Consider the following 24,011-nt stretch of genomic DNA (forward strand, 5'->3'; position numbering starts at 1 on the left):
CGGTGTCCCGCTCGCACGACGGTTCCCCGGACGGCCCGGAGGTGGGCCGGTCCCGGCCGGAGGGGATCAGCCCGGTGGACGAGACCCGGCCCGCCGAGGGTCGGGCACGCCGGGAACCGCCGCGGGTCCTCGGGTTCGAGTCGTTCGATCCCGAGGAGGCCCCCCGCGAGGTCGAGACGCTGGAATTCGGCTCCTTCGCCGCCCGCCCGGCCGGTGAGCAGGCCGAGCAGCGGGTCATGGACTTCGAGGACTTCGGCTCCGGCGGCTCCGGGCGCGAGCACCGGATCGCGGAGTTCGACGAGGCCGGCGCGCCGCGCGAAGCCGTGCCGATCATGCAGATCGGTGACCCGGGGACCGGTGAGCTCGGCCCGCCCGCACCCCCGGCCCGGGTCGCATCCCTGGACGGCCTGCGCGCCAGGGTCACCCGGGCGGAACGCTCCGGACCGCGGGGCGGGCCGCTGGAGCCTGATCGCAGGGGTGCACGCCGCTCGGGAAGTGGCGTTGCGCGAAGCCGTTCCCTCTTCGGTGACCCGGACACGGATCCCGCGTCCGAAGCAGACCGCGACGGCGGCGTCGGGCAGGCGCCGGACGCAGACGCAGTCGGTCAGGAGCCGGGCGCGCGACCTCGCCGCGGCCGCGCCGGTGATGCCGGGTTGCGGCCGGACCGCGGAACTCGACGCCCACGCGGGCGTCGCTCCGACGGGTCCGCCGCGGAAGGCCCCGAGGCCGATCCCGAGGCCGCGGCCAAGGAGATCTGCCTGAACCTGCTCGAGTACCGCGCCCGGACCCGGCAGGAGCTAGCCCAGGCCCTGCGGAAGAAGGACATCCCGGACGAGGTGTCGAACCGGGTCCTCGAACGGTTCGACGAGGTCGGCCTCATCGACGACGAGGCCTTCGCCGGGCAGTGGGTCCGCTCCCGCCATCGGCAACAGGGTCTCGGCCGCCGGGCGCTGGCCGTCGAGCTGCAGCGCAAGGGCGTCGCGAAGGAGGTGGCGGAGGAGGCCCTCGCCGAGGTCGACACCGAGTCCGAGGAACTCCGCGCCCGTCAGCTGGTGGACAAGCGCCTTCGCTCCATGACCATCGCCTCCCCGGACGACCGGGCGAAGGCCGGCCGCCGGCTCATCGGAATGCTCGCGCGCAAGGGCTACCAGCCCGGCGTCGTCTACGGGGTGGTCCGGGAGGCCCTCGCCGCTCACGGCGCCGAGGACGACGAGCTCGGCCCCGCCGACCTCGACTGAACCGCGCACGGTCGACCGGCGCAGCCCCACGCGGCCGTCCGTCCCCACGCGCGTCGTCAATCGCGCGCGTCGCACTGCTCCCTCGGCCGCGCCCTCGGCGGCCCGAATCCCGCGCCCCGCGCCATCGGCGCTGTGCACCGCCGCCCGCCCGCCTACCCCTCCGGCCGCAGCAGCACCTGCACGTCCGCCGACAGTCCACCGGTAGCCCCGATCTCCCCGATGAACCCCAGCAGCGTGTCCGTGAAGGCCTGGGTCGCGTGGCTCGGCGCGATGTCCGCCCGCCGCGCGAGCGCCACCGTCCGGTAGAGCGGCGGCGTCAGCACGGTCCGCCGCAACCGGGGCCGGCCCGCGAACACCAGGTCCGGCACCACCGCCACCCCTGTCCCCGCCTCGACGAGACGCAGTACCGCGTCCATCTCGCCGCCCTCGACGGCGAACTTCGGCGTCACGCCCGCCTCCCGATAGGCGTTCAACGTGACCTCGCGGAGGTCGTAGCCCTGGCGGACCATCACCAGCGGCTTCCGGGACAGCTCCGCGACGGTCATCGACCCCCGGCTCGACGGCGGCTTCCCGGAGCGCGGCGAGGCCACGGACAGGCGTTCGCGCATCAACGGCAGGGTGTGCAGCGCGGAGTCGATCCCCGACGGCGGGACGATCACCAGCGCCACGTCGATCGCGCCCCGGGCGAGGTCGCGCACGAGGGACTGCGAGCCGTTCTCGGCCAGCTCGAGGTGGATCTCCGGATGGCACTCGTGGAAGAGCCGCAGCGCGTCCGCAAGGACGCCGATGCACAGCGACGGCGTCGCGCCGACCCGCACCCGGCCGCTGCGAAGTCCGACGATCTCCGCCACGGACATACGGGCGGCATCCATGTCGGCGAGCATCCGGCGGGCGAGTGGCAGTACCGCCTCGCCCGCCGGGGTGAGCGTGACGGCCTTCCCCCGGTTCACCAGGGGTGCGCCCAGATCGTCCTCCAGGGACCTCAACTGCCTGCTCAGTGTGGGCTGCGCGACACCCACGAGATCGGCCGCCCGAGTGAAGCTGCGCACGTCGGCGACCGCGACGAAGTACGCAAGCTGCTGAAGTGTCACGTGTATAGCGTACGTGCATCGATCCTGCCGTCGTGATGCATTGGACGGCCGCCGGTCTGAGTAGTGCACTTCGAGACGTGGCGACACAGGTGTCTACTAAGGGTGCGGCCGGCAAGCCGTCGACCCCCAAGCCCCCGGCGGCCAGACGGCCTCTCCTCCCGGCGGTACTGCTCAAGTTCGTGATCGCGGCCAGCAGCGTGCTGCTGGTCCTCTACCTCGTCGTGCACATGCTCGGCAACCTGCAGATCTTCTTCGGCCCCGAGAACATCGACGGCTACGCGGTCTGGATCCGGACGATCTTGGCGCCCCTCCTGGGCAACGAGGGCTTCGTCTGGGTGATCCGGGTCGTCCTGACGCTGGCGGTGGTCGGGCACATCTGGGCCGCGACGCTGCTGGCGCTGCGGGCGAAGAAGGCGCGTCCGGTCAAGTACGCGGCCGGCAACAAGGTGAAGGGCAACTACACGACCCGCACCATGCGCTGGGGCGGCGTGATCGTGCTGCTCTTCATCGTCTACCACATCCTGGACCTGACGACCGGCACGCTGAACCCCAACGGCGAGCACCTCGCGGTGTGGGACAACGTCCACGCGGACTTCGCGCCGGACCGCTGGTACGTGACGATCTGGTACGTCGTCGCCCTGCTCGCGATCTTCTTCCACCTTCGGCACGGCCTGTGGAGTGCCACCCAGACCTTCGGGTGGTCGTCGAACCGCCGGGAGCCGATCCTGAAGGCGATCGCCACCGCGTTCTCGGGACTGCTGGTCCTGGGCTTCCTGATCGTCCCGATCTCCGTCACGTTCGGATGGATCTGATATGAGCTTCTCGGACTACACCGTCGGCGCACCGGTCGTCGACAAGGCCGCTCCGGACGGACCCATCGAGACCCGGTGGGAGCGTCGGAAGTTCGGCGTCAAGCTGGTCAACCCGGCCAACAAGCGCAAGGTCAAGATCATCGTCGTCGGCACCGGCCTGGCCGGGGGCGCGGCGGCGGCGACCCTGGGCGAGGCCGGCTACCACGTCTCGTCGTTCTGCTACCAGGACAGCCCGCGCCGCGCGCACTCGATCGCCGCGCAGGGTGGCATCAACGCCGCGAAGAACTACCGCAACGACGGCGACAGCGTCTACCGGCTCTTCTACGACACCGTGAAGGGCGGGGACTTCCGCGCCCGGGAGTCGAACGTCCACCGGCTCGCCGAGATCAGCCGTCAGATCATCGACCAGTGCGTCGCCCAGGGCGTCCCGTTCGCCCGCGAGTACGGCGGCCTGCTGGACACCCGGTCGTTCGGTGGGGTGCAGGTCTCCCGGACCTTCTACGCCCGCGGGCAGACGGGCCAGCAGCTGCTGCTCGGCGCCTACCAGGCCCTCGAGCGCCAGATCAACGCCGGCACGGTCGACATGTACCAGCGGCACGAGATGCTCGAGCTGATCATGGTCGAGGGCCGGGCACGGGGCATCGTCGCGCGGGACATGGTCACCGGCGAGATCTCCACGCACCTCGCGGACGCGGTCGTGCTGGCCACGGGTGGCTACGGCAACGTCTTCTATCTGTCGACGAACGCCAAGGGCTGCAACGTCACCGCCAACTGGCGCGCCCACCGCAAGGGCGCCCTGTTCGCGAACCCCTGCTTCACCCAGATCCACCCGACCTGCATCCCGGTCTCCGGCGACCACCAGTCGAAGCTGACCCTGATGTCGGAGTCCCTGCGCAACGACGGTCGCGTCTGGGTGCCCAAGCGCCTCGGCGACGACCGCAACCCGAACCAGATCCCCGAGGACGAGCGGGACTACTTCCTGGAGCGGAAGTACCCGTCGTTCGGCAACCTCGTGCCCCGTGACATCGCGAGCCGCGCGGCCAAGGAGGTCTGCGACGAGAAGCGCGGCGTCGGCCCGACAGGCCTCGGCGTCTACCTGGACTTCGCGGACGCGATCGCCCGTCTCGGCCGCCCGGCGGTCGAGGCCAAGTACGGCAACCTCTTCGAGATGTACGAGCGCATCACGGGGGAGAACCCCTACGAGGTGCCGATGCGCATCTTCCCGGCCGTGCACTACACGATGGGTGGGCTGTGGGTCGACTACGACCTGCAGAGCACCATCCCCGGCATGTACGTCGCCGGCGAGGCGAACTTCTCCGACCACGGCGCCAACCGCCTCGGCGCGTCCGCGCTGATGCAGGGCCTGTCCGACGGCTACTTCGTGCTGCCGGTGACGATCGGGGACTACCTCGCGTCGAACAAGCTGCCCGAGGTCGCCCCGGACGCCCCCGAGGTGCTCGAGGCCGTCAACTCGGTGAACGAGCGGATCGACACGCTGCTCTCGATCAACGGCACGCGCACGGTGGACTCGTTCCACCGCGAGCTCGGCCAGATCATGTGGGACTACTGCGGCATGGAGCGGACCGAGGAGGGGCTGCGCAAGGCGCTCGAGCTCATCCCCGAGCTGCGCCGCGAGTTCTGGAACAACGTGAAGGTCCCGGGCACGGGCGCAGAGCTCAACCAGAGCCTGGAGAAGGCCGGCCGCGTGGCGGACTTCCTGGAGCTCGGCGAGCTCATGTGCCTCGATGCGCTGCACCGCCGGGAGTCCTGCGGCGGCCACTTCCGCGGCGAGAGCCAAACCGAGGACGGCGAGGCGCAGCGCGACGACGAGAACTTCGCCTACGCGGCGGCCTGGGAGTACACCGGCCGCGGCGAGTCGCCGGTGCTGCACAAGGAAGAACTGAACTTCGAGTACGTCCACCCCACCCAGCGGAGCTACAAGTGAGACTCAACCTGCGCGTCTGGCGGCAGAAGGACCTCGCCGACAAGGGTCGGATGGTCGACTACACCGTCGAGGACGCCTCCGAGGACATGTCGTTCCTCGAGCTGATCGACGTCCTCAACGAGAAGCTCATCCTGCAGGGTGAGGACCCGGTCGCATTCGACCACGACTGCCGTGAGGGCATCTGCGGCGCGTGCAGCATGGTGATCGACGGCCAGCCGCACGGCCCGCAGAAGGCCACCACGACCTGCCAGCTGCACATGCGGCAGTTCAGCGACGGCGACACGATCACCGTCGAGCCCTTCCGCGCCGGGGCCTTCCCGGTGATCAAGGACCTGGTCGTCGACCGCAACGCGTTCGACAAGATCATCCAGGCGGGCGGCTACATCTCGGCCAACACCGGCTCGGCCCCCGAGGCGCACTCCACTCCCGTGCCGAAGGCCGCCGCGGACCGCTCGTTCGCCGCGGCGAACTGCATCGGGTGCGGCGCGTGCGTCGCGGCCTGCCCGAACGGCTCGGCGTCGCTCTTCCTCGGCGCCAAGCTGACCCACCTCGGTGAGATGCCGCAGGGCCAGCCGGAGCGCTACGACCGCGTCGTCAACATGGTCGAGACGCACGACGACGCCGGCTTCGGCGGGTGCACCAACACGGGCGCGTGCGCGACGGCGTGCCCCAAGGAGATCCCGCTCGACGTGATCAGCCAGCTGAACAAGGACTACCTCGCGGCCACGGTCCGGGGTAAGCGCCGCAAGGCCTGAGCGCACCGGCACCAGGCCTCGCACGACGAGCCCGTCCCCCACGAGGGGCCGGGCTCGTCGTCGTGCGCGGGCGCGCCCGGCCGTGCTGTGACTCCCGTCTCGTCCCCGCGATTTGTTCCCGACCTGACGCACCCACCCTGTGAGCTGCGTCGTACTCTCCCTGTGATCCGCACGACACGGCGCAGTGTCCCGTACGCCGTCGTGTCCGACACAGATGAGGACTCAACGACGTGTCATCCACCACAGCGACGTCCGACACGGCCACGGCCGCGGGCCGGGCTCAGATCGCGGCGCGGACCCTCCGCACGGACCGGTGGTGGTTACCACCGCTGCTCAACATCATCGGGCTCGGGGCGTGGGTCGTCTACGCGACGGTGCGCGCGTTCATGCAGAACTGGTACTTCGTCCCCGAGTACAACTACCTGACGCCGTTCTACTCGCCGTGCGTGTCGAACGGCTGCGTGGAGCAGGCGGCCCACTTCGGCCGCTTCCTGCCCGACGTCTGGTGGCTGCCCTACGCGGCGGTCTCGCTGCCGTTCCTGCTGCTGTTCCGGCTGACCTGCTACTACTACCGCAAGGCCTACTACCGGGCGTTCTGGGCGTCGCCGCCGGCGTGTGCGGTGGCCGAGCCGCACAAGAAGTACACCGGCGAGACCCGCTTCCCGCTGCTCTTCCAGAACCTGCACCGGTACTTCTTCTACATCGCGGCGCTGATCTCGCTGGTCAACACCTACGACGCGGTGCACTCCTTCATCAAGGGCGACGGCAGCTTCGGGCTCGGCCTGGGCAACATCATCCTGGTCGCGAACGTCGTGCTGCTCTGGCTGTACACCGCGTCCTGCCACTCCTGCCGCAGCATCATCGGCGGCCGGCTGAACCACTTCTCGAAGCACCCGGTGCGCTACCGGGCCTGGACCCAGGTCACCAGGCTCAACGGCAAGCACATGCAGCTGGCCTGGGCCACACTCGCCAGCCTGGCGATCACGGACGCCTACATCATGGCGGTCTCGGCCGGCTGGATCTCCGACCTGCGGATCGTGGGGTGAACAGCATGCCAGACAACGACATGAGCACCGAGAACGTCGAGACCTACGAGTACGACGTCGTCGTGATCGGCGCAGGCGGCGCCGGCCTACGGGCCGCGATCGAAGCCCGGATGCAGGGCAAGCGGACGGCGATCATCTCGAAGTCGCTGTTCGGCAAGGCGCACACCGTGATGGCCGAGGGCGGCTGCGCGGCGTCGATGGGCAACGCCAACCCGAACGACAACTGGCAGGTCCACTACCGGGACACCATGCGCGGCGGGAAGTTCCTCAACAACTGGCGGATGGCCGAGCTCCACGCCAAGGAGGCGCCGGACCGGGTCTGGGAGCTGGAGACCTACGGCGCGCTGTTCGACCGCACCCCGGACGGCAAGATCAGCCAGCGGAACTTCGGCGGGCACACCTACCCGCGGCTCGCGCACGTCGGCGACCGGACCGGTCTGGAGCTGATCCGCACGCTGCAGCAGAAGATCGTCTCGTTGCAGCAGGACGACTTCAAGGAGACCGGCGACTACGAGTCCCACATCCGGGTCTTCCACGAGTGCACGATCACCGAGCTGTTCACCACCGGCGGCGCGATCTCCGGGTGCTTCGGCTACTTCCGCAACACCGGCGGTTTCGTCCGGTTCGACACCGCCGCGATCGTGATGGCGACGGGTGGGGTCGGCAAGAGCTACCAGGTCACGTCGAACTCCTGGGAGTACACCGGCGACGGCCACGCGCTGGCCCTGCGCGCCGGCGCGACCCTGATCAACATGGAGTTCCTGCAGTTCCACCCGACGGGCATGGTCTGGCCGCCGTCGGTGAAGGGCATCCTCGTCACCGAGTCCGTCCGCGGTGACGGCGGCGTGCTGCGGAACTCCGAGGGCAAGCGGTTCATGTTCGACTACGTGCCGGACGTGTTCAAGGAGCAGTACGCCACCACCGAGGAGGAGGGCGACCGCTGGTACACCGACCCGGACAACAACCGCCGCCCGCCGGAGCTGCTGCCGCGTGACGAGGTCGCGCGGGCGATCAACTCGGAGGTCAAGGCCGGCCGGGGGAGCCCGCACGGCGGCGTGTTCCTGGACATCGCCTCGCGCAAGACGCCGGAGGAGATCCTCAAGCGGCTGCCGTCGATGTACCACCAGTTCAAGGAGCTGGCGGACGTCGACATCACCAAGGAGCCGATGGAGGTCGGCCCCACCTGTCACTACGTGATGGGCGGGATCGAGGTCGAGCCGGACACCGGGATGGCGAAGGTACCGGGCCTGTTCGCCGCGGGCGAGTGCTCCGGCGGCATGCACGGCTCGAACCGGCTCGGCGGCAACTCGCTGTCCGACCTGCTGGTCTTCGGCCGGCGGTGTGGGCTGAGCGCGGCGGAGTACGTCGACTCGCTGGGGACCCGGCCACAGGTCACGGACGACGACCTGAACGCCGCGGTCGAGCGGGCCCTGCTGCCGTTCTCGAGTGCCACCGACGGCGGGGAGAACCCGTTCGTCGTGCACCTGGAGCTGCAGAAGACGATGCACGAACTCGTCGGGATCATCCGCAAGGAAGACGAGATGGAGATGGCGCTCAAGAAGCTCCAGGACATCGCGACGCGGACCCGGACCGTCCGTGTGGAGGGGCACCGGGAGTTCAACCCGGGCTGGCACCTCGCGCTGGACCTGCGGAACATGCTGCTCGTCTCGCTGTGCGTGGCGAAGGCGGCGGTGGAGCGACAGGAGAGCCGCGGCGGGCACACCCGGGACGACTTCCCGGTGATGGACTCGGACTGGCGCCACGTCCTGCTGGTCTGTTCGGCGCTCGGCGAGGACAACGTGGAGCTGACCCGCAAGGAGCAGGTCCCGATGCGGCCGGACCTGTTCGACCTGTTCGAGCTCGACGAGCTGAAGAAGTACTACACCGGCGAGGAGCTCGGCGGGCACCGGGCCGGGGCGGGGGAGACGGCATGAGCCACTGGCAGCACTTCCGCGTGTGGCGCGGGGACTCCGAGAAGGGCGAGCTCGTCGACTACCCGGCGGAGGTGAACGAGGGCGAGGTCGTCCTGGACATCATCCACCGCCTCCAGCAGACCGAGGCCCAGGACCTCGCCGTCCGCTGGAACTGCAAGGCCGGCAAGTGCGGCTCCTGCAGCGTGGAGATCAACGGCAAGCCGCGGCTGGCGTGCATGACCCGGATGTCGACCTTCGACGACGACGAGGTCGTCACCGTCACGCCGATGCGGACGTTCCCGGTGATCCGGGACCTCGTGACGGACGTGTCGTTCAACTACACCAAGGCCCGGGAGGTCCCGGCGTTCGCACCGCCGGCCGGGGTCGCGCCCGGTGAGTACCGGATGCAGCAGGTCGACGTGGAGCGGAGCCAGGAGTTCCGCAAGTGCATCGAGTGCTACCTGTGCCAGAACACCTGCCACGTCGTGCGGGACCACGAGGAGAACAAGGAGAACTTCGCCGGCCCGCGCTACCTGATGCGGATCGCCGAACTGGACATGCACCCGCTGGACACGGCGGACCGGCAGCTCGCGGCGCAGGAGGAGCACGGCCTCGGGTACTGCAACATCACCAAGTGCTGCACCGAGGTCTGCCCCGAGCACATCAAGATCACCGACAACGCGCTGATCCCGCTCAAGGAGCGGGTGGTGGACCGGAAGTACGACCCGGTCGTCTGGCTCGGCAACAAGCTGTTCCGCCGCAACTGACCCTGTGCGCGTGGAACCTCGCTGGAACGAGGTTCCACGCGCACAACCCCCGGTGACCTGCGAAAACGGCTCGCCGCAGGATGTCTGTGCTGCTCGGTCGGGGTCGTGCGTGCGCAGCCTCGTTCTCGCGAGGCTGCGCACGCACAGGGCGACGGACGTGCGGGCTGCCCGCGCACAGGTCCCGCAGGCGCGCCGGCGCCGAGGCGCTAGAGGCCGAGGGACTTGCGGATCTCCGCGAGCTTGTCCTTGCCCTTCTGCTCCCGCTCCTCGAACTTCTCGTCCGCGGTGCGGGCGGCCTCGGTGTCCCCCGCGAGCTCCTGCCAGCCCAGGGCGGTCGCGTGCCGGCCCTCGATCTTGTCCCGGACGTGGTCCAGGCTCGGGGTGCCGTGCTCGTCGTAGTCCGGTGCCGGGCCCTCGGGCAGCGGCGCGTCCTCGATCGGGACGGGCACCGGCGTCGGGACAGGCGCCGCGGACGCCGTGGGCTCCTCGGGCGTCGGTGGGGTGCTGGTCGGCTCGCTCATCGTGCTCCCGCCTCGCGTCGGAGCCACCCACGGTAACGGAACTCGACGGTCGGGCCGAGCTGCTCAGCGCCGGGACGCACACCGGGGAGCACCTCGCCCGGCACGTGGGTGCCACGATGAGCGCGTGACGAGAGCGGGCGTGCGGGAGGTGGTCGTCGTCCACGACACCGGCTGCCCGCGCTGCTCGCGGATCGCCCGGGAGCTGCCCGGGTGCGTCACGGTGAAGGTCCGGGTGCGCTCGTGCTCGGAACCGCGCCTCGCGGAGATCTACCCGAACCTGCCGCGTGCGGTGGCCGGCTGCGGGACCCCGGCGGTCGGCGTGCTCCGCAAGGACGGGCGGGTGCGCTGGTGGACGGGCCTCAGTGGCGCCGTCGGGCTGCTCCCGGTGCTGCGCCCGGGCGCCCTCCTGCGGGCGGCTGCGCTCCTCCGCGACGCCGCCCGGGTCCGCTGAGCGCGGTGGCCGGTGCTGCGGCGGCCATCGGGTGGCTCGTGCCGCGTCCGTGTCGAGGCGCGACGTGAAAACGCCACGAGTGGCCCGCCGGACGCGCGGCGCGGGTACTAGCGTTGGCGGCGTGACGATCACCCCGTACGGCGCGTGGCCCACCCCGATCACGTCCGAGCTGGTCCTGTCCGCGGCGGTGCGGCTGGCCGGGGTGCAGGTCGACGGGGACGCGGTCGTGTGGGCGGAGGGCCGGCCGGGCGAGGGAGGCCGCACCCAGCTCGTCCGCCGGGAGGCCGACGGCACCACCACCGACCTCCTCCCCGACGGCTTCGACGCCCGTACCGGCGTCCACGAGTACGGAGGCGGCGCGTGGAAGGTCCGCGACGGCGTCGTCTGGTTCAGCAACTGGGCGGACCAGCGGCTCTACCGGCTCGCGCCGGGCGGTGAGCCCGAGCCCCTGACGCCGGAGCCCGTGCTGAGCCGCGGGGACCGCTACGCGGACGTCGACGTGTCGCCGGACGGCTCCGTGCTCGTCGCGGTCCGGGAGCACCATCCCGTGCACGGGCAGGGTGCGGCCGACGTCCGCAACGAGATCGTCCGGCTCTCCGCGGACCGGCCGTCGGAGCCCGAGGTGCTGGTCAGCGGCCCGGACTTCGTGGCGAGCCCGCGGCTGTCCCCCGACGGCCACAGGCTGGTCTGGGTGTCCTGGGATCACCCGTCGATGCCCTGGGACGACACCGTCCTCAGCGGGCGGAACCTCGTCACCGGGGACGAGGCGATCGTCGCGGGCGGCCCGGGGGAGTCCGTGTCCGAACCTCGCTGGAGCGCCGACGGCGCGCTCCACTTCCTCTCGGACCGCACCGGCTGGTGGAACGTCTACCGCTGGCTGCCGGGCACGGACATCGTGCCGGAGGTGCGGATCAACGCCGAGATCGGCGAGCCCGGCTGGGCGCTCGGCGGCTCGCGGTACGTGGTGCTCGACGGCGGGGAGATCGTCTTCGCCCGCTGGCACGTCGGCTACGACGGCCTGGCCGTGCACCGGCCGGACGGCACCCTGGCCGACGTCGACGTGCCGTTCTCCGCGATCGCGATGGTGCGGGCGAGCGGGCCCGGGGAGGTCGTGCTCGTCGCGGGGACGCCGACGGAGGAGCCGGGCGTGCACCGCGTCAGCGTGGCGGACGGCCGCACCGAGACCCTGCGGCCGCCGCGCGACCTCGGCCTGGACAGCGGGTACCTGTCCGTCCCCGAGGCGATCTCGTTCCCGTCGGTGGACGGCGAGGGCGCGCCCCGGACCGCGCACGCGCTGTTCTACCCGCCCGCGAACCCGGAGCACGAGGGGCCGCAGGGGAGCTCTCGCCGCTGCTCGTGGTGATCCACGGCGGCCCGACGTCGTCCGCGGTGCCGGTGCTGTCGGTGAACGTGCAGTACTGGACGAGCCGCGGGTTCGGCGTCGTCGACGTCAACTACGGGGGTTCGACGGGCTTCGGCCGCGCCTACCGGGACCTGCTGAAGGGAGCCTGGGGCGTCGTCGACGTCGCCGACTGCCTGGCCGCCGCGCGCTGGCTCGCCGAGCAGGGCCGGGTCGACGGCACCCGGCTCGCTATCCGCGGCGGCTCGGCCGGCGGCTACACGACCCTGGCCGCCCTGGCCCGCAAGGACACGCCCTTCGCGGCGGGGGCGGACCACTACGGCGTCGCGGACCTGGAGGCGCTGGCCGCGGACACGCACAAGTTCGAGAGCCGCTACCTCGACGGCCTGCTCGGCCCGTACCCCGAGGCCCGCGACGTCTACGTGGAGCGCTCGCCGATTCACCATGTCGAGCTCCTCACCCGGCCGCTGATCGTGCTGCAGGGCTCCGAGGACGCGGTCGTCCCGCCGAACCAGTCCGAGGCGATCGTCGGCGCCCTGCGGGCCCGCAAGGTGCCCGTCGCGTACCTGGTGTTCGAGGGGGAGCAGCACGGCTTCCGGCGCGCCGAGAACATCCGCCGCGCGCTGGAGGCCGAGCTGTCCTTCTACGCCCAGGTCTTCGGCTTCGGGCTGCCGGAGGCCGAGGGGATCGAGCCGGTGGTGGTGGAGAACCTCTGAGCGGCTCTCAGAAAGCTGTGCCCCCGCCGGCTTGCGCCTGGGCGGCGTTGACCTCGTTCTTCCCGTCGGCCATCGCCTTCGGGTCGGTGGCCGACGCCTTCGGGCTCTTCCGCAGGCGCCTCTCCAGCAGCTTCGACAGCCCGGAGAGGATCAGGCACATCGCGATGTAGATGACCGCGACCACCAGCGCGACCTGCAGGATCGGTGCCCCGAGCTGACCCTGGCTGCCGAGGAAGCGCGCCTGGTAGAGCAGCTCGGGGTACAGGATGATGTACCCGAGCGCGGTGTCCTTCAGAACGACGACCAGCTGGCTGAGGATCGTCGGCAGCATCGCGCGCAGGGACTGCGGGAGCAGGACGTTCGTCATCACCTGCGTCTTGCGCATACCCAGCGCGTACGCCGCCTCGCTCTGCCCCTTCGGCAGCGCGCGGATGCCCGCGCGGAACACCTCGGCGAGCACCGAGCCGTTGTAGAGCATCAGGCCCAGCACGACGGCCCAGTAGGCCGGGATGTCGATGCCGAGTCCGCGGGACACACCGAAGAACAGGATGAAGATCAGCACCAGCAGCGGCACGGCCCGGAACAGCTCGATGATCGCGACCGACGGCCGGCTGAGCCATGCGTGCTCGGAGAGCCGGCCGGCGGCGAACACCGCGCCGAACACGAGCGACAGGACGGCCGCCACCGCGAAGGCCGAGACCGTGTTCCAGAGCGCCTCGAGCAGGAGGTACTGGATGTTGACGTAGGTGATCCAGCTCCACAGCCGGCCCTCGAACTGGCCGGTCGCGATGAAGCGGTAGATCACGAACCCGACGATCGCGAGGACGACAGCGGTGCCGACGACGCCGAGGATCGTGTTGCGGGCCCGGGCCTTCGGGCCCGGGATGTCATAGAGGACGGCGGTCACGACGTCACCTCCGCGGGGTTTCGAGGGGTCATCGGGCCGTGCTCCAGCGCCGGTCCAGGTTGCGCTGCAGCAGCGTCAGCGGCAGGACCAGGACGAGGAAGCCGAGCGCCACCCAGAGCAGGCCGACGAACACGTTGTAGCCGCGTTCGGAGAGGTTGGCGTAGATGCCTCCCGCCTCGAGCACCGAGAAGCCGGCGGCGATCGTGGTGTTCTTGAGCAGCGCGATCTGGACGTTGGTCAGCGGCGGGACGACCGAGCGGATGGCCTGCGGCATGACGACCTCGGTCATCGTCTGGCCGAAGGTGAAGCCGAGCGCGCGCGAGGCCTCCGCCTGCCCGACCGGCACGGTGTTGATGCCCGAGCGGACGACCTCGCACACGAACGCCGACGTGTAGAGGGTCAACCCGATGCAGGCGCGCCAGAAGAACGAGATGTCGGCGATCTCGAGCCGGGGGTAGGCGAACGCGAAGAAGAACAGCACCAGCGTGAGCGGCGTGTTCCGGATCGTGTTGACGTACAGGGTGCCGAAGGAGCGCAGGACCGGAACGGGACTCACCCGGGCGCCGGCCAGGATCGTCCCGAGGATCAGGGAGCCGACGGCCGAGACGAGGAAGAGCTCGATCGTGCCGAGGAACCCGCTCCCGTAGAGGCTCAGGTTGTCGAACAGGACGTTCACCGCGGGTCGCTCCTTCGCCGGTGTCGTGCCGCGGACGGATCCCGGGGCGGGCCGGAGACCGGCCCGCCCCGGGAGGGTGCGTCAGTACCGCTGGAGCGCGGGCGGCGAGGCCGGGGAGCCGGACTTGCCGAGCGTCTCGTCGTAGATCTTCTGCCAGGTGCCGTCGTCGTACGAGGCCTGCAGGATGTCGTTGATCTTGTTCCGGAGGGCGGCGTCGTCCTTGTTCAGACCGATGCCGTAGGGCTCCTGCGAGAACGTCTCACCGACGACCTTGAGCTTGTCCGGCTGCTGCGCGGCGTAGCCCTTGAGGATCGCGTCGTCCGTGGTGACCGCGTCGACCTGGTTCGACAGCAGCTGGTCCACGCACTGGGTGTAGGTCTGGAACTCGACGATCTGGTCGGTCAGGCCCTGCTCGCGCACCCGCTGGATCGGGGTGGAGCCGGTGACGGAGCAGACCTTCTTGCCCTTCAGGGTGTCCTTGCCGGTGATCGTGGTGTCGTCCGCGCGGACGAGCAGGCTCTGCCCCGCCACGAAGTACGGGCCGGCGAACGACACGAGCTTCTTGCGGTTGTCGTTGATGGTGTAGGTGCCGACGTAGTAGTCGACCTCACCGCGGGCGATGGTGTCCTCGCGGGCGGCGGAGGGGACCGTCTTGTAAGTGATCTTGTCCGCGCCGAAGCCGAGCTTCGCGGCGACGAGGCGCGCGATCTCGATGTCGAAGCCCGAGTACTGGCCGGTCGTGGCGTCCTTGAAGCCCAGGCCGGGCTGGTCGTCCTTGACCCCGATGACGACCCCGTCGCGCGCCTTCATCGCGTCGAAGGTGGGGGAGCCGGCGACCGTGACGTTGGCCTCGGCCGTCTCGGAGACCACGGGCGCGGAGGCGCCCGGGCTGCCGGACTGCCCGCAGGCGGTGAGGGCCAGACAGCCGGCGAGGACGCCGGCCGCCAGGATGCGCAACTTCTTCATGGGTTCTCCGCTTTTCTCGGTCGGGAGGGTGGGGAGGCTCTCAATGCGTGAGGATCTTGCCGAGGAAGTCCTTGGCGCGGTCGCTCGTGGGGTTGGTGAAGAAGGCGTCGGGCGTGGCGTCCTCGACGATCTCGCCGTCCGCCATGAAGAGCACCCGGTTCGCGGCGCGGCGGGCGAAGCCCATCTCGTGGGTGACCACGACCATGGTCATGCCGTCCGCGGCCAGACCCGTCATGACCTCGAGGACCTCGTTGACCATCTCGGGGTCCAGCGCCGAGGTGGGCTCGTCGAAGAGCATCACCTTCGGGTCCATGGCCAGCGCGCGGGCGATCGCCACGCGCTGCTGCTGGCCGCCGGAGAGCTGCGCCGGGTACTTGTCCTTCTGGTTCGCGATCCCGACCCGCTCGAGCAGCGCGAGCGCCTTCTTCTCGGCGTCGGCCTTGCTCGCCTTGCGGACCTTGAGCGGGGCCAGCATGACGTTCTCGAGGATCGTCTTGTGGGCGAAGAGGTTGAAGCTCTGGAACACCATGCCGACGTCCGCCCGGAGCGCCGCGAGCGCCCTGCCCTCGGCCGGGAGCTCCTCGCCGTCGATCGCGATCGTGCCGTTGTCGATCGGTTCGAGCCGGTTGATGGCACGGCAGAGGGTGGACTTGCCCGATCCCGAGGGCCCGAGCACCACCACGACCTGCCCCGCGTCGACCTCGAGGTTGATGTCGCGGAGCACGTGCAGGTCGCCGAAGTGCTTGTCCACACCCGACATCGAGATCATGGGAGTACCGGTCGGTGATGTCATCTGGGTCCTCCGAGCATGGCGCGAGCCTGGGCGAATCGGACAGCGGAGTCCACCACTTTGGTGAACCTTTAGGGTTTCGCTCTGATAACGACCCGTCGATCGTCGATCAGGCGGGGGAGGGTGGACAGGTGCACATCCTGCTCGTGGAGGACGACGACCGCATCGCGGCGGCCCTGCGGCCGGCCCTGCACCGGCACGGGATGACGACGACCCGGCTGGACCGCGGCCGCGGCGTCGTCGACCACCTCGGCGGCGTCGACGTCGTGTTGCTGGACCTCGGCCTGCCGGACGTCGACGGCGTCGACGTGTGCCGGGCGATCCGCGACGTCAGCGAGGTCCCGGTGATCGTGGTGTCCGCCCGCGGCGAGGTCGACGACCGGATCCTCGGCCTGCACTCCGGCGCGGACGACTACGTGGTCAAGCCCTACGACGTCGGCGAGCTGGTGGCCCGGATGCACGCCGTGCAGCGCCGCCGGGGCACCGCCGCGGGGCCGGCCCCGGACGTCGTCGCGATCGACGGGGTGCGGATCGACCTCGGCCGCCACGCGGTCTCGGTCGACGGCCGCGACGTCGCGCTGACCCGCAAGGAGTTCCAGGTCCTGGCCCTGCTGGCCGGGGCGAAGGGGGCGGTCTGCACGCGCAACCGGATCGTCGCCGAGGTGTGGGGGCGCAGCTGGCCGGGCGCCAACCGGACCCTCGACGTGCACGTCGCGACCCTGCGCACGAAGCTCGGCCGCCCGGAGCTGGTCCAGACCGTGCGCGGCGTCGGGTACCGGCTGGGCCCGGGACGGACCGGCGGCGCGGGCCGGGACGTGGGCTGACCCCGTGCGGGCCCGGCTGCTGGTGATCGTGTGCGTGCTCGTCGGGCTGCTCGCCGTCGGGCTCGGGGTGCCGCTCGCGATCGCCGACGCGCGCGCCGAGCAGCAGACCCTGTTCACGGACCGGCTGACGGACACGATCTTCTTCGCCTCGCGCGCCCAGCGGCCGATCACCGAGGACAGCGCGGTCGGGCTGGCCGAGGAGCTGGCGCGCTACGACGAGGTCTACGGCGTCGCGGTGACGATCGTGGACCGCAGCGAACGGGTCGTCGCCGCCTCCCGGTCCGACCCGCCGGTGCTGGACGCGGAGGGGCGGACCCGGTTGCAGGTGGCGCTGGCCAGCCGCCGCTCCGCGTCCTACCCGCTGCTCCTGCCGTGGGACACCCGGCCGATCGTGCTGGCCGAACCCGTGCTCGTCGACGGCGAGGTGCGCGGCGCCGCCGTCACCGTCTCGCCGACCGGGCCGCTGCGGGAGCGCGAGCTGAGGGTCTGGTCGCTGGTGGCGGCGGCCGTGCTGGTGGCGCTGTGCCTGGGTGTGCTCGTCGCCGTCCCGCTGACCCGCTGGATCCTGCGCCCGGTCCGCCGGCTCGACGAGGGCACCGGCCGGGTCGCCCGCTCCGTGCTGGCCGGGCGGCCCGCCGAACCGGTCTCGGACGGCACCGGCCCGCCCGAGCTGCGCCGGCTCACCGCGTCGTTCGACCGGATGGCCGAGACGGTGACCCAGGCGCTCGCCGCCCAGCGCGCGTTCGTCGCGGACGCGAGCCACCAGCTCCGCAACCCGCTGACCGCGTTGCGCCTGCGGCTGTCCAACCTCGAGGGCCGGGTGCCGCCGGAGGCCGCGGAGGAGCATTTCGCGGCGCTGGAGGAGGCGGAGCGGCTCTCCGGCGTCCTCGACGGGCTGCTGGCCCTGGCCCGCGCGGAACGGGACTCGAGCGGGGACTCCGGCGCCGTCACCGAGATCGACCGCGCCGTCGACGACCGGCTCGACGCCTGGCGCCCGCTCGCCGAGCACACCGGGCTGCGGCTGCTCCGGGGCGGCGCCCGCGGGCTGTGGGTGCGGATGGCGCCCGGCGGCATCGAGACGCTGCTGGACGCGCTGCTGGACAACGCGATCAAGTTCACGCCGGCCGGCGGCTCGATCACCGTGTCGGTGCGCCCGGTGCGGACCGAGGACACCGAGGCCGACCCCACGGTCGACATCGCCGTGCTGGACTCCGGGCCCGGGATGGACCCGGACGAGCTGGAGCGGGCGACGGACCGGTTCTGGCGCGGCCCGGGCCAGAGCAACGTCGAGGGCACCGGGCTGGGGCTGGCGATCGCGGCGCGCACCGCGGAACTGTCCGGGGGTGCGCTGCGCCTCGAGCTGCCGCGCGGAGGGGGTCTGCGGGTCACCGCGCGGCTGCCCCGGGCCCCGCACGCCGCGGCCCCGGCTCAGGCGTCCTTGGACTCCCGGTAGAAGCGTTCGGCCCCCGGGTGCAGGGGAACGGGCTGGGTGCCGATCGCCGTCCGTGCGTCGATGGTGACGGCCGCGGGGCCCGCCTCGGAGAGCCGCTGCTGCTCGTTGAACAGGGAGTGCACCAGGGCCTCCGCCAGGTCGTCCTCCATCGAGGCCGGGACCAGCAGGATGTTGCGCGTGAGTAGCGTGCTGACCGCCTCGCCGATCCCGTACGTCGAGGCCGGGACGGTGCCGGAGGAGTAGACGGGGTGCCGCTCGCGGACGGCCGGCAGGTCGTCGCCGAGGTCCAGCAACCGGACCGGCAGCTCCTGGGCCAGGGTCGCGATCCCGGTCGTCGGCAGGCCGCCGGACCAGAAGAACGCGTCGATCGTGCCCGCGCGCAGGGCGTCGCAGGCGTCCTGGAGCCCGAGCTCGGACGGCGTGAGGTCCCGGGCGGCGTCCAGGCCCGCGGCCGCGAGCACGCGCTGGGCGATGACCCGGTAGCCCGAGGTCTGCGGGCCGATGGAGACCCGGGCGCCGCGCAGGTCCGCGAGCCGCAGGTAGGGCGCGTCCCGGCGGATCACGACGTGCAGCGCGTCGTCGTAGATCCGGGCCAGGCCGCGCAGGGCCCGCGGCCCGTCGGCGGGGACGGTCCCGATCAGCTCCGCGGCCGTGTCGACCTGGCTGAACGCGACCTCCGCCGTGCCGGCCGTCAGCCGGGCGAGGTTGTCCGGCGAGCCGAACGTCGCGAGCACCTCGGGCGCGGTGGACAGGTGCAGGTCCTCGCGCCAGATCTCGGACAGCGTCGTCCCGAGCCGGGAGTAGACGCCCTGGGCGACCCCGGCGGCGATGGGCAGCCGGCGGTCCGCGAACGGCGCCCCGCACCCGGCGACGCCGAGGCCGGCCAGCAGCCCGAGCCCACCCGCGGCACGCAGCACCGTCCGGCGGGGGAGGGCGCGGGGCGGCGGCACGCGATCATCCTCCCGCTCCGGGGCTCGCTTGTCGTCCCTGCCGTCCCGGGGCCTACCCTCGGGGGCGTGACCCGCAGCTACACCATCCGCACCTACGGGTGCCAGATGAACGTGCACGACTCCGAGCGCATGGCCGGACTGCTCGAGTCGGCGGGGTACACGCGGGCGCAGGACCCGGACGTCGCGGACGTCGTCGTGTTCAACACCTGCGCGGTCCGGGAGAACGCGGACAACAAGCTCTACGGCAACCTCGGCCACCTGCGGCCCGCGAAGGTCGCCAACCCGGACATGCAGATCGCCGTCGGCGGGTGTCTGGCGCAGAAGGACCGCGAGACGATCACGCGCAGGGCCCCCTGGGTCGACGTGGTGTTCGGCACGCACAACGTGGGGTCGCTGCCGACGCTGCTGGAGCGCGCGCGGCACAACGCCGCCGCCGAGGTCGAGATCCTGGAGTCGCTGGAGGTCTTCCCCTCCACACTGCCCGCCCGCCGCGAGTCCGCCTACGCCGGCTGGGTCTCGATCTCCGTGGGCTGCAACAACACCTGCACGTTCTGCATCGTCCCGGCGCTGCGCGGCAAGGAGCGGGACCGGCGGCCGGGGGACGTCCTGGCCGAGGTCGAGGCCCTCGCCGCGGACGGCGTGCTGGAGGTGACGCTGCTCGGGCAGAACGTGAACGCCTACGGCTCCGAGTTCGGGGACCGGGGCGCGTTCGCCTCGCTGCTGCGGGCCTGCGGGACCGTCGACGGGCTCGAGCGGGTCCGCTTCACCTCGCCGCACCCCCGGGACTTCACCTCCGACGTCATCGCCGCCATGGCCGAGACGCCGAACGTCTGCCCGCAGCTGCACATGCCGCTGCAGTCCGGTTCGGACCGGGTCCTGAAGGCCATGCGCCGCTCGTACCGCTCCGCGCGGTTCCTCGCGATCCTGGACGAGGTGCGCGAGTCCATCCCGCACGCCGCGATCTCGACGGACATCATCGTCGGCTTCCCGGGCGAGACCGAGGAGGACTTCGAGGGCACCCTCGAGGTCGTGCGCCGCGCCCGCTTCGCGCAGGCCTTCACGTTCCAGTACTCCAAGCGCCCCGGCACCCCGGCCGCGGACCTGCCGGACCAGCTGCCCAAGGCCGTCGTCCAGGAGCGGTACATGCGGCTCGTCGAGCTGCAGGAACAGATCTCCTGGGAGGAGAACCGGGCGGTCGAGGGGCGCGAGGTCGAGGTGCTCGTCGCCACGGGGGAGGGCCGCAAGGACGGCGCCACCCACCGGATGAGCGGCCGTGCCCGCGACGGCCGGCTGGTCCACTTCGCGCCGGGCCCGGCCTCCCCGCGCCCCGGCGACCTCGTCACCGTGCGGGTCGACTACGGCGCGCCGCACCATCTCGTCTCCGACGGTGGCGTGCTCGCCCACCGCCGCACCCGCGCGGGCGATGCGCACGAAACAGGGCAGCGGCCTGGTGGCGCCCCGACCGGGCTCGGCCTACCGTCGTTCGGGGCGCCCGTCGCCTCGCCCGATCCCGCGCCCGGCTGTGGCGCTCTCGTCCCGGAAGGGGCCCACCGATGACCTCGTCGCAGAACGGCAAGCGCTCCGACCGCCCCTTCCCCGAGGAACTGTCCTCCCTGGAGAGCGAGCTCGCCGGCGTCGCGAAGCGGGTGGAGCGGCGGTTCGACCCCGGTGCCACCGCCATGGTCGTGGCGGTCGGCGTCGTCGCGCTGATCGGCGCGCTGCTGCTGCCGTGGGTCGGGCCGGCGGCGGGCTGGCAGATCCTCGTCGGCGCGGAGTGGTTCGGGGTGCTGCCCCGGATGTTCACGGTCACCGCGCTCGCCTTCGGGGTCATCGCCTCCGCCCTCGCCCTGACCACGCGGTTCTGGGCGATCGCCTGGCTCTCCGCGATGGGCTGCGGCATCTCCTTCATCAACGGCCTGTGGGCGATCTGGTCCCGCCAGATCGGCATCCCCCAGGGTCTCGACGGCCCGGGGCCGGGCCTACTGCTGGCGGTCGTGGTGGTGCTGGTGCTGGCCGTGACGTGGGCGAGGATCGCTTTGCGCCGCTGAGGTCTCATGATCGCGATCCGGGGAGCAGCAGCGACATCTCAGGTCGTTCCTGCTCCCAGAATCGTGATCAGGCGGCTCGGGCGAGGGCGGACTTGATCTCCGCTACGACCGCGGTCGGCCGCTTCTGCAGGTCCTGCCAGGTGAAGCGCAGCACTGTCCAGCCGGCGGCGACGAGCGCGTTCTGCTTCCTCCGGTCCGTGCGGAATCGGTCCACGTCCACGTGCCACGCCCACCCGTCGACCTCGATCGCCACCTTCACGTCAGGGAATCCGACGTCGATCTCGTAGGGGCCGAAGGAGATCGCCCGGGCCCACCCCGTGAGACCCTCGGCGCGCAGCAGCCCGATCAGTGCCCGCTCCGCCGGCGAGTCCGCGCGATCGGCGGCCGCGACCAGCAGCCGTCGCACGGCGGAGCTCCCTTCGCGTTCACCGTCCGGCAGAACGCGGCGTGCAGCTGCTCGAACGACACCTGCCGTTGCAGGGCACGGTCCAGGAACGCGGCGCCGTCGTCGAGGCGCACGGCGGTCTCGAGAACGGTGAGCGGCATGGCCGTCACCCAGATCCCGCGAATGCCGACGAGGTCCCGGACGTCGAGATCACGCCGTCGGATCCGGATACCGTCAGGCGGCCGGCGACGCGTGCCGTGAGGAACGGTCACCTCGATCAGCGGAGGGGGACCGGGAAGGAGTCCGTGCCACCAGGCCGCGGCGACGCCCGACACCGCTCCGGCATCGCCGATCCACATCCCGGCCGCCCGCACCGCCGTGCCGTCCGTGAGGGGATGCCCGCCGACGAGGTAGAGCCGGGGACGGATCCGCATCCAGGCGCCGCTGCGCACCCGGTGCTGGACGGCGCGTGCGGAGAGCCCGGCGGAGGCCGCCTGCTCCAGGGTGATCAGGCCCTCCTGGCGGGCGAGCAGGCGGCGGAGCTGCGCGGACATCCGCGCAGGATGGCCCCGCCACGCCGCGTCGGAGTCCCGATCGGGGCAGCTGGTGGCGATCGTGAACGCCGGTCAGCGGCAAGATCACGATCTTGGGCGCATCAACGACATCTCAGGTCGTTCCTGCTCCCCGGAGCGTGATCATGGGCTTGAGCAGGCGCTACCGGCCCTCGACCGCCTGCTGGGCCGTATCCAGCCACTCCCGCCACGTCGCGGCCTGGCGCTCGGCCTCCTCGGCGCGGCGGGCGTCCCCGGCGGCGCGGGCCTTCTCCGCCTGCGCCTCGAACTGCGCGACCCGGTCCCGGAACTGCGCGACCCGGGCCTCGGCCTCGGGATCGGTGCGCTTCCACTCCCGGTCCGCGGCGTCGCGCACCTTCTCCTCGACGGCGCGCAGCCGGGACTCCAGCGGACGGATGTCGTCCCGGGGGACCTTGCCGATGGCCTCCCAGCGCTCCTGGATGTCCCGAAGCGCGGCCCGGGCGGCGTCCGCGTCCCGGGTGTCGATCTTCTCGGCCTCGTTGAGCAGGGCCTTCTTGGCCTCGGCGTTCGCGGCGAACTCCGAGTCCCGCTCGGCGAACACGGCGGAGCGACGGGCGAAGAACGCGTCCTGGGCGCTGCGGAAGCGCTGCCAGAGCGAGTCGTCCGCGTCCTTCTGGGCGCGGCCCGCGGCCTTCCACTCGGTCATCAGGTCCCGGTAGCGGGCCGCCGTCGGGCCCCAGTCCTCGGAATCCGTCAGCGACTCGGCCTCGGCGACCAGCTCCTCCTTGCGCGTCTTCGCGCCGGCGCGCTGCCGGTCCAGGTCCGCGAAGTGCGAGCCGCGGCGGCGGTTGAACGCCTCGCGGGCCTTGGAGAAGCGCTTCCAGAGGGCCTCGTCCGTCTTGCGGTCGATTCCCTTGATCGTCCGCCACTCGTCGAGGATGGCCTTGAACCGGTCGCCGGCCTGCTTCCACTGGGTGGACTCGGCGGCCATCTCCTCGGCCTCGACGGCCAGGGCCTCCTTGCGGGCGACGGCGGCGCTCCGTTGGGCGTCCCGGGCGTGCCGGGCGGCGCCGACGGCCTCCTCGGCGCGGGCGATCAGCTCGTCCAGCCGGGCCCCGAGCGCGGCGACGTCCCCGACGACGGCGGCCTCGGCCAGCCCGTCCCGCAGGGCGCGGGCGCTGGTGAGGGCGTGTTTGGGGTCCCCGCTGCCGGTCGCGAGCCGGGCCGCGAGCAGCTCGGCCTCGGTGAGCATGTCGTCGAAGCGGCGGGCGAAGTGCGCCAGCCCCTCCTCGGGCGTGCCGGCCTGGAACGAGCCGACGACGCGCTCGCCCTCGGTGGCGAAGAGGTAGATCGTGCCGTCCGGCTCGAAGCGGCCCCACCGGGCCGGGTCCGTGCTCGCGTGCGGCACGGGCGACGGCTCGACGGCGGGCGTCTCCGCGACGGGTGCGGGCGCGGCGGCGGGGGTGGGGCGCGGCCCGGGGGGCGGACCCGGGCGGGCGCCACTGGCGGGTGGGCCGGGCCGGGGGATCGACCCGGGGCCGGGGCGGGGCGGGCCCGGACGCGGCGGGGTCGGGCCGGCTCCGGGCGTACCGGGGCGCGGCGTCGGCCGGTCAGGGCCGGGTGCGACGGGGCCGGAGGCCGCCGGTCCGGGGGTGGGTGCCGCGGGAGCCGGTGGTGCCGCCGGTGGCGCCACCGGGGCCGGCGGCTCGGGGCTCGGCGAGAGCGTGCTCCCGGCACTCGCCTCGTCGCCGCCCGCCTGCTCGCCGCCCGCCTGCTCGCCGCCCGCCTGCTCGCCGCCCGCCTGCTCGGCAGCCGCCTGCTCGGTGCTCGCCTGTTCTCTGCGATCGGTGTCCGTGCCGCCGTC

24 protein-coding genes are annotated in these 24,011 nt (G+C 71.9%); 14 read left to right on the forward strand and 10 right to left on the reverse strand.

Going from position 1 to position 24,011, the window contains the following annotated elements; genetic code table 11:
* Positions 1 to 2: 2 nt before the first annotated feature.
* Positions 3 to 1,238 carry a regulatory protein RecX gene (locus WBK50_RS07565; RefSeq protein WP_341334900.1) on the forward strand — a complete coding sequence of 412 codons (1,236 nt, stop codon included), beginning with the start codon at positions 3 to 5 and terminating at the stop codon, positions 1,236 to 1,238.
* 152 nt (positions 1,239 to 1,390) lie between these two features.
* Here WBK50_RS07565 and WBK50_RS07570 read toward each other — a convergent pair whose 3' ends face one another.
* A complete protein-coding gene (locus WBK50_RS07570; protein WP_341334901.1) occupies positions 1,391 to 2,329 on the reverse strand; it encodes a LysR family transcriptional regulator in 939 nt (312 codons plus the stop codon).
* A gap of 77 nt (positions 2,330 to 2,406) precedes the next feature.
* Here WBK50_RS07570 and WBK50_RS07575 point away from each other — a divergent pair, with 77 nt between their 5' ends.
* From WBK50_RS07575 to WBK50_RS07600, 6 genes are all read left to right on the forward strand, one after another.
* Complete coding sequence (locus WBK50_RS07575; protein ID WP_341334902.1) at positions 2,407 to 3,141, forward strand: succinate dehydrogenase cytochrome b subunit; 735 nt, start codon at positions 2,407 to 2,409, stop codon at positions 3,139 to 3,141.
* Position 3,142: 1 nt separating this feature from the next.
* On the forward strand, positions 3,143 to 5,086 hold the full coding sequence (locus WBK50_RS07580) for a fumarate reductase/succinate dehydrogenase flavoprotein subunit (protein ID WP_341334903.1): 1,944 nt from the start codon (positions 3,143 to 3,145) through the stop codon (positions 5,084 to 5,086).
* A complete protein-coding gene (locus tag WBK50_RS07585) occupies positions 5,083 to 5,841 on the forward strand; it encodes a succinate dehydrogenase/fumarate reductase iron-sulfur subunit (RefSeq protein WP_341334904.1) in 759 nt (252 codons plus the stop codon). Before WBK50_RS07580 ends, WBK50_RS07585 begins: the two co-directional genes overlap by 4 nt.
* Positions 5,842 to 6,071: 230 nt before the next feature.
* Positions 6,072 to 6,887, forward strand: a complete 816-nt coding sequence (locus WBK50_RS07590) for a hypothetical protein (protein ID WP_341334905.1) — start codon at positions 6,072 to 6,074, stop codon at positions 6,885 to 6,887.
* 5 nt (positions 6,888 to 6,892) lie between these two features.
* Positions 6,893 to 8,821 (forward strand): fumarate reductase/succinate dehydrogenase flavoprotein subunit, encoded by a 1,929-nt coding sequence (locus WBK50_RS07595; protein ID WP_341334906.1) that lies wholly within the window; start codon positions 6,893 to 6,895, stop codon positions 8,819 to 8,821.
* Positions 8,818 to 9,567, forward strand: a complete 750-nt coding sequence (locus WBK50_RS07600) for a succinate dehydrogenase/fumarate reductase iron-sulfur subunit (RefSeq protein ID WP_341334907.1) — start codon at positions 8,818 to 8,820, stop codon at positions 9,565 to 9,567. The genes WBK50_RS07595 and WBK50_RS07600 overlap by 4 nt, the downstream gene beginning before the upstream one ends.
* Positions 9,568 to 9,773: 206 nt before the next feature.
* On the opposite strand, the gene WBK50_RS07605 is transcribed toward WBK50_RS07600, so the two are convergent.
* Positions 9,774 to 10,088, reverse strand: a complete 315-nt coding sequence (locus WBK50_RS07605) for a hypothetical protein (RefSeq protein ID WP_341334908.1) — start codon at positions 10,086 to 10,088, stop codon at positions 9,774 to 9,776.
* A gap of 124 nt (positions 10,089 to 10,212) precedes the next feature.
* Here WBK50_RS07605 and WBK50_RS07610 point away from each other — a divergent pair, with 124 nt between their 5' ends.
* The 3 genes from WBK50_RS07610 (at position 10,213) to WBK50_RS07620 (ending at position 12,615) form a co-directional block, all read left to right on the forward strand.
* Positions 10,213 to 10,539 (forward strand): hypothetical protein, encoded by a 327-nt coding sequence (locus WBK50_RS07610; protein ID WP_341334909.1) that lies wholly within the window; start codon positions 10,213 to 10,215, stop codon positions 10,537 to 10,539.
* Between the two features lie 121 nt (positions 10,540 to 10,660).
* Positions 10,661 to 11,902: a TolB family protein gene (locus tag WBK50_RS07615; RefSeq protein ID WP_341334910.1), complete on the forward strand. Its 1,242-nt coding sequence runs from the start codon at positions 10,661 to 10,663 to the stop codon at positions 11,900 to 11,902.
* The gene (locus WBK50_RS07620; protein WP_341334911.1) at positions 11,896 to 12,615 is read left to right on the forward strand and encodes a S9 family peptidase; all 720 of its coding nucleotides are present in this window, start codon (positions 11,896 to 11,898) and stop codon (positions 12,613 to 12,615) included. The genes WBK50_RS07615 and WBK50_RS07620 overlap by 7 nt, the downstream gene beginning before the upstream one ends.
* A gap of 7 nt (positions 12,616 to 12,622) precedes the next feature.
* On the opposite strand, the gene WBK50_RS07625 is transcribed toward WBK50_RS07620, so the two are convergent.
* The 4 genes from WBK50_RS07625 to WBK50_RS07640 form a co-directional block, all read right to left on the reverse strand.
* Positions 12,623 to 13,522 (reverse strand): amino acid ABC transporter permease, encoded by a 900-nt coding sequence (locus WBK50_RS07625; protein ID WP_341334912.1) that lies wholly within the window; start codon positions 13,520 to 13,522, stop codon positions 12,623 to 12,625.
* 28 nt (positions 13,523 to 13,550) lie between these two features.
* Positions 13,551 to 14,198: an amino acid ABC transporter permease gene (locus WBK50_RS07630; RefSeq protein ID WP_341334913.1), complete on the reverse strand. Its 648-nt coding sequence runs from the start codon at positions 14,196 to 14,198 to the stop codon at positions 13,551 to 13,553.
* Between the two features lie 81 nt (positions 14,199 to 14,279).
* Entirely contained in the window at positions 14,280 to 15,164 is an 885-nt protein-coding gene (locus WBK50_RS07635; protein ID WP_341334914.1) for a glutamate ABC transporter substrate-binding protein, read from the reverse strand.
* A 40-nt stretch (positions 15,165 to 15,204) separates the two neighbouring features.
* Positions 15,205 to 15,933 carry an amino acid ABC transporter ATP-binding protein gene (locus WBK50_RS07640; RefSeq protein ID WP_341334915.1) on the reverse strand — a complete coding sequence of 243 codons (729 nt, stop codon included), beginning with the start codon at positions 15,931 to 15,933 and terminating at the stop codon, positions 15,205 to 15,207.
* Positions 15,934 to 16,085: 152 nt separating this feature from the next.
* Here WBK50_RS07640 and WBK50_RS07645 point away from each other — a divergent pair, with 152 nt between their 5' ends.
* Together WBK50_RS07645 and WBK50_RS07650 are read left to right on the forward strand one after the other, a co-directional pair.
* Complete coding sequence (locus WBK50_RS07645; RefSeq protein ID WP_341334916.1) at positions 16,086 to 16,778, forward strand: response regulator transcription factor; 693 nt, start codon at positions 16,086 to 16,088, stop codon at positions 16,776 to 16,778.
* 4 nt (positions 16,779 to 16,782) lie between these two features.
* On the forward strand, positions 16,783 to 18,231 hold the full coding sequence (locus WBK50_RS07650; protein WP_341334917.1) for a sensor histidine kinase: 1,449 nt from the start codon (positions 16,783 to 16,785) through the stop codon (positions 18,229 to 18,231).
* On the opposite strand, the gene WBK50_RS07655 is transcribed toward WBK50_RS07650, so the two are convergent.
* The gene (locus tag WBK50_RS07655) at positions 18,207 to 19,181 is read right to left on the reverse strand and encodes a TAXI family TRAP transporter solute-binding subunit (RefSeq protein WP_341334918.1); all 975 of its coding nucleotides are present in this window, start codon (positions 19,179 to 19,181) and stop codon (positions 18,207 to 18,209) included. The two genes, WBK50_RS07650 and WBK50_RS07655, sit on opposite strands and share 25 nt — an antisense overlap.
* A gap of 66 nt (positions 19,182 to 19,247) precedes the next feature.
* On the opposite strand from WBK50_RS07655, the gene miaB reads away from it, so the two are divergent.
* Positions 19,248 to 20,738, forward strand: coding sequence for a tRNA (N6-isopentenyl adenosine(37)-C2)-methylthiotransferase MiaB (gene miaB, locus WBK50_RS07660; protein ID WP_341334919.1), 1,491 nt, complete (start codon positions 19,248 to 19,250; stop codon positions 20,736 to 20,738).
* Positions 20,735 to 21,229, forward strand: coding sequence for an Rv2732c family membrane protein (locus WBK50_RS07665; protein ID WP_341334920.1), 495 nt, complete (start codon positions 20,735 to 20,737; stop codon positions 21,227 to 21,229). Before miaB ends, WBK50_RS07665 begins: the two co-directional genes overlap by 4 nt.
* A gap of 67 nt (positions 21,230 to 21,296) precedes the next feature.
* On the opposite strand, the gene WBK50_RS07670 is transcribed toward WBK50_RS07665, so the two are convergent.
* The 3 genes from WBK50_RS07670 to WBK50_RS07680 all read right to left on the reverse strand — a co-directional run bounded on the left by WBK50_RS07670 (position 21,297) and on the right by WBK50_RS07680 (position 23,675).
* Complete coding sequence (locus WBK50_RS07670; protein WP_341334921.1) at positions 21,297 to 21,635, reverse strand: endonuclease domain-containing protein; 339 nt, start codon at positions 21,633 to 21,635, stop codon at positions 21,297 to 21,299.
* A complete protein-coding gene (locus WBK50_RS07675; protein WP_341334922.1) occupies positions 21,575 to 22,168 on the reverse strand; it encodes a type IV toxin-antitoxin system AbiEi family antitoxin domain-containing protein in 594 nt (197 codons plus the stop codon). The genes WBK50_RS07670 and WBK50_RS07675 overlap by 61 nt, the downstream gene beginning before the upstream one ends.
* 160 nt (positions 22,169 to 22,328) lie before the next feature.
* A complete protein-coding gene (locus tag WBK50_RS07680) occupies positions 22,329 to 23,675 on the reverse strand; it encodes a DUF349 domain-containing protein (protein ID WP_341339331.1) in 1,347 nt (448 codons plus the stop codon).
* Positions 23,676 to 24,011: the final 336 nt, after the last annotated feature.

The sequence above is a fragment of the Pseudonocardia sp. T1-2H genome, assembly GCF_038039215.1.
Taxonomy (GTDB): Bacteria; Actinomycetota; Actinomycetes; order Mycobacteriales; family Pseudonocardiaceae; genus Pseudonocardia.

Coding starts and splice junctions, on each gene's coding strand:
- WBK50_RS07595 (WP_341334906.1), top strand. CDS start 6,893: ATGCCAGACAACGACATGAGCACCGAGAACGTCGAGACCTACGAGTAC.
- WBK50_RS07675 (WP_341334922.1), bottom strand. CDS start 22,168: ATGTCCGCGCAGCTCCGCCGCCTGCTCGCCCGCCAGGAGGGCCTGATC.
- WBK50_RS07600 (WP_341334907.1), top strand. CDS start 8,818: ATGAGCCACTGGCAGCACTTCCGCGTGTGGCGCGGGGACTCCGAGAAG.
- WBK50_RS07635 (WP_341334914.1), bottom strand. CDS start 15,164: ATGAAGAAGTTGCGCATCCTGGCGGCCGGCGTCCTCGCCGGCTGTCTG.
- WBK50_RS07605 (WP_341334908.1), bottom strand. CDS start 10,088: ATGAGCGAGCCGACCAGCACCCCACCGACGCCCGAGGAGCCCACGGCG.
- WBK50_RS07665 (WP_341334920.1), top strand. CDS start 20,735: ATGACCTCGTCGCAGAACGGCAAGCGCTCCGACCGCCCCTTCCCCGAG.
- WBK50_RS07640 (WP_341334915.1), bottom strand. CDS start 15,933: ATGATCTCGATGTCGGGTGTGGACAAGCACTTCGGCGACCTGCACGTG.
- WBK50_RS07580 (WP_341334903.1), top strand. CDS start 3,143: ATGAGCTTCTCGGACTACACCGTCGGCGCACCGGTCGTCGACAAGGCC.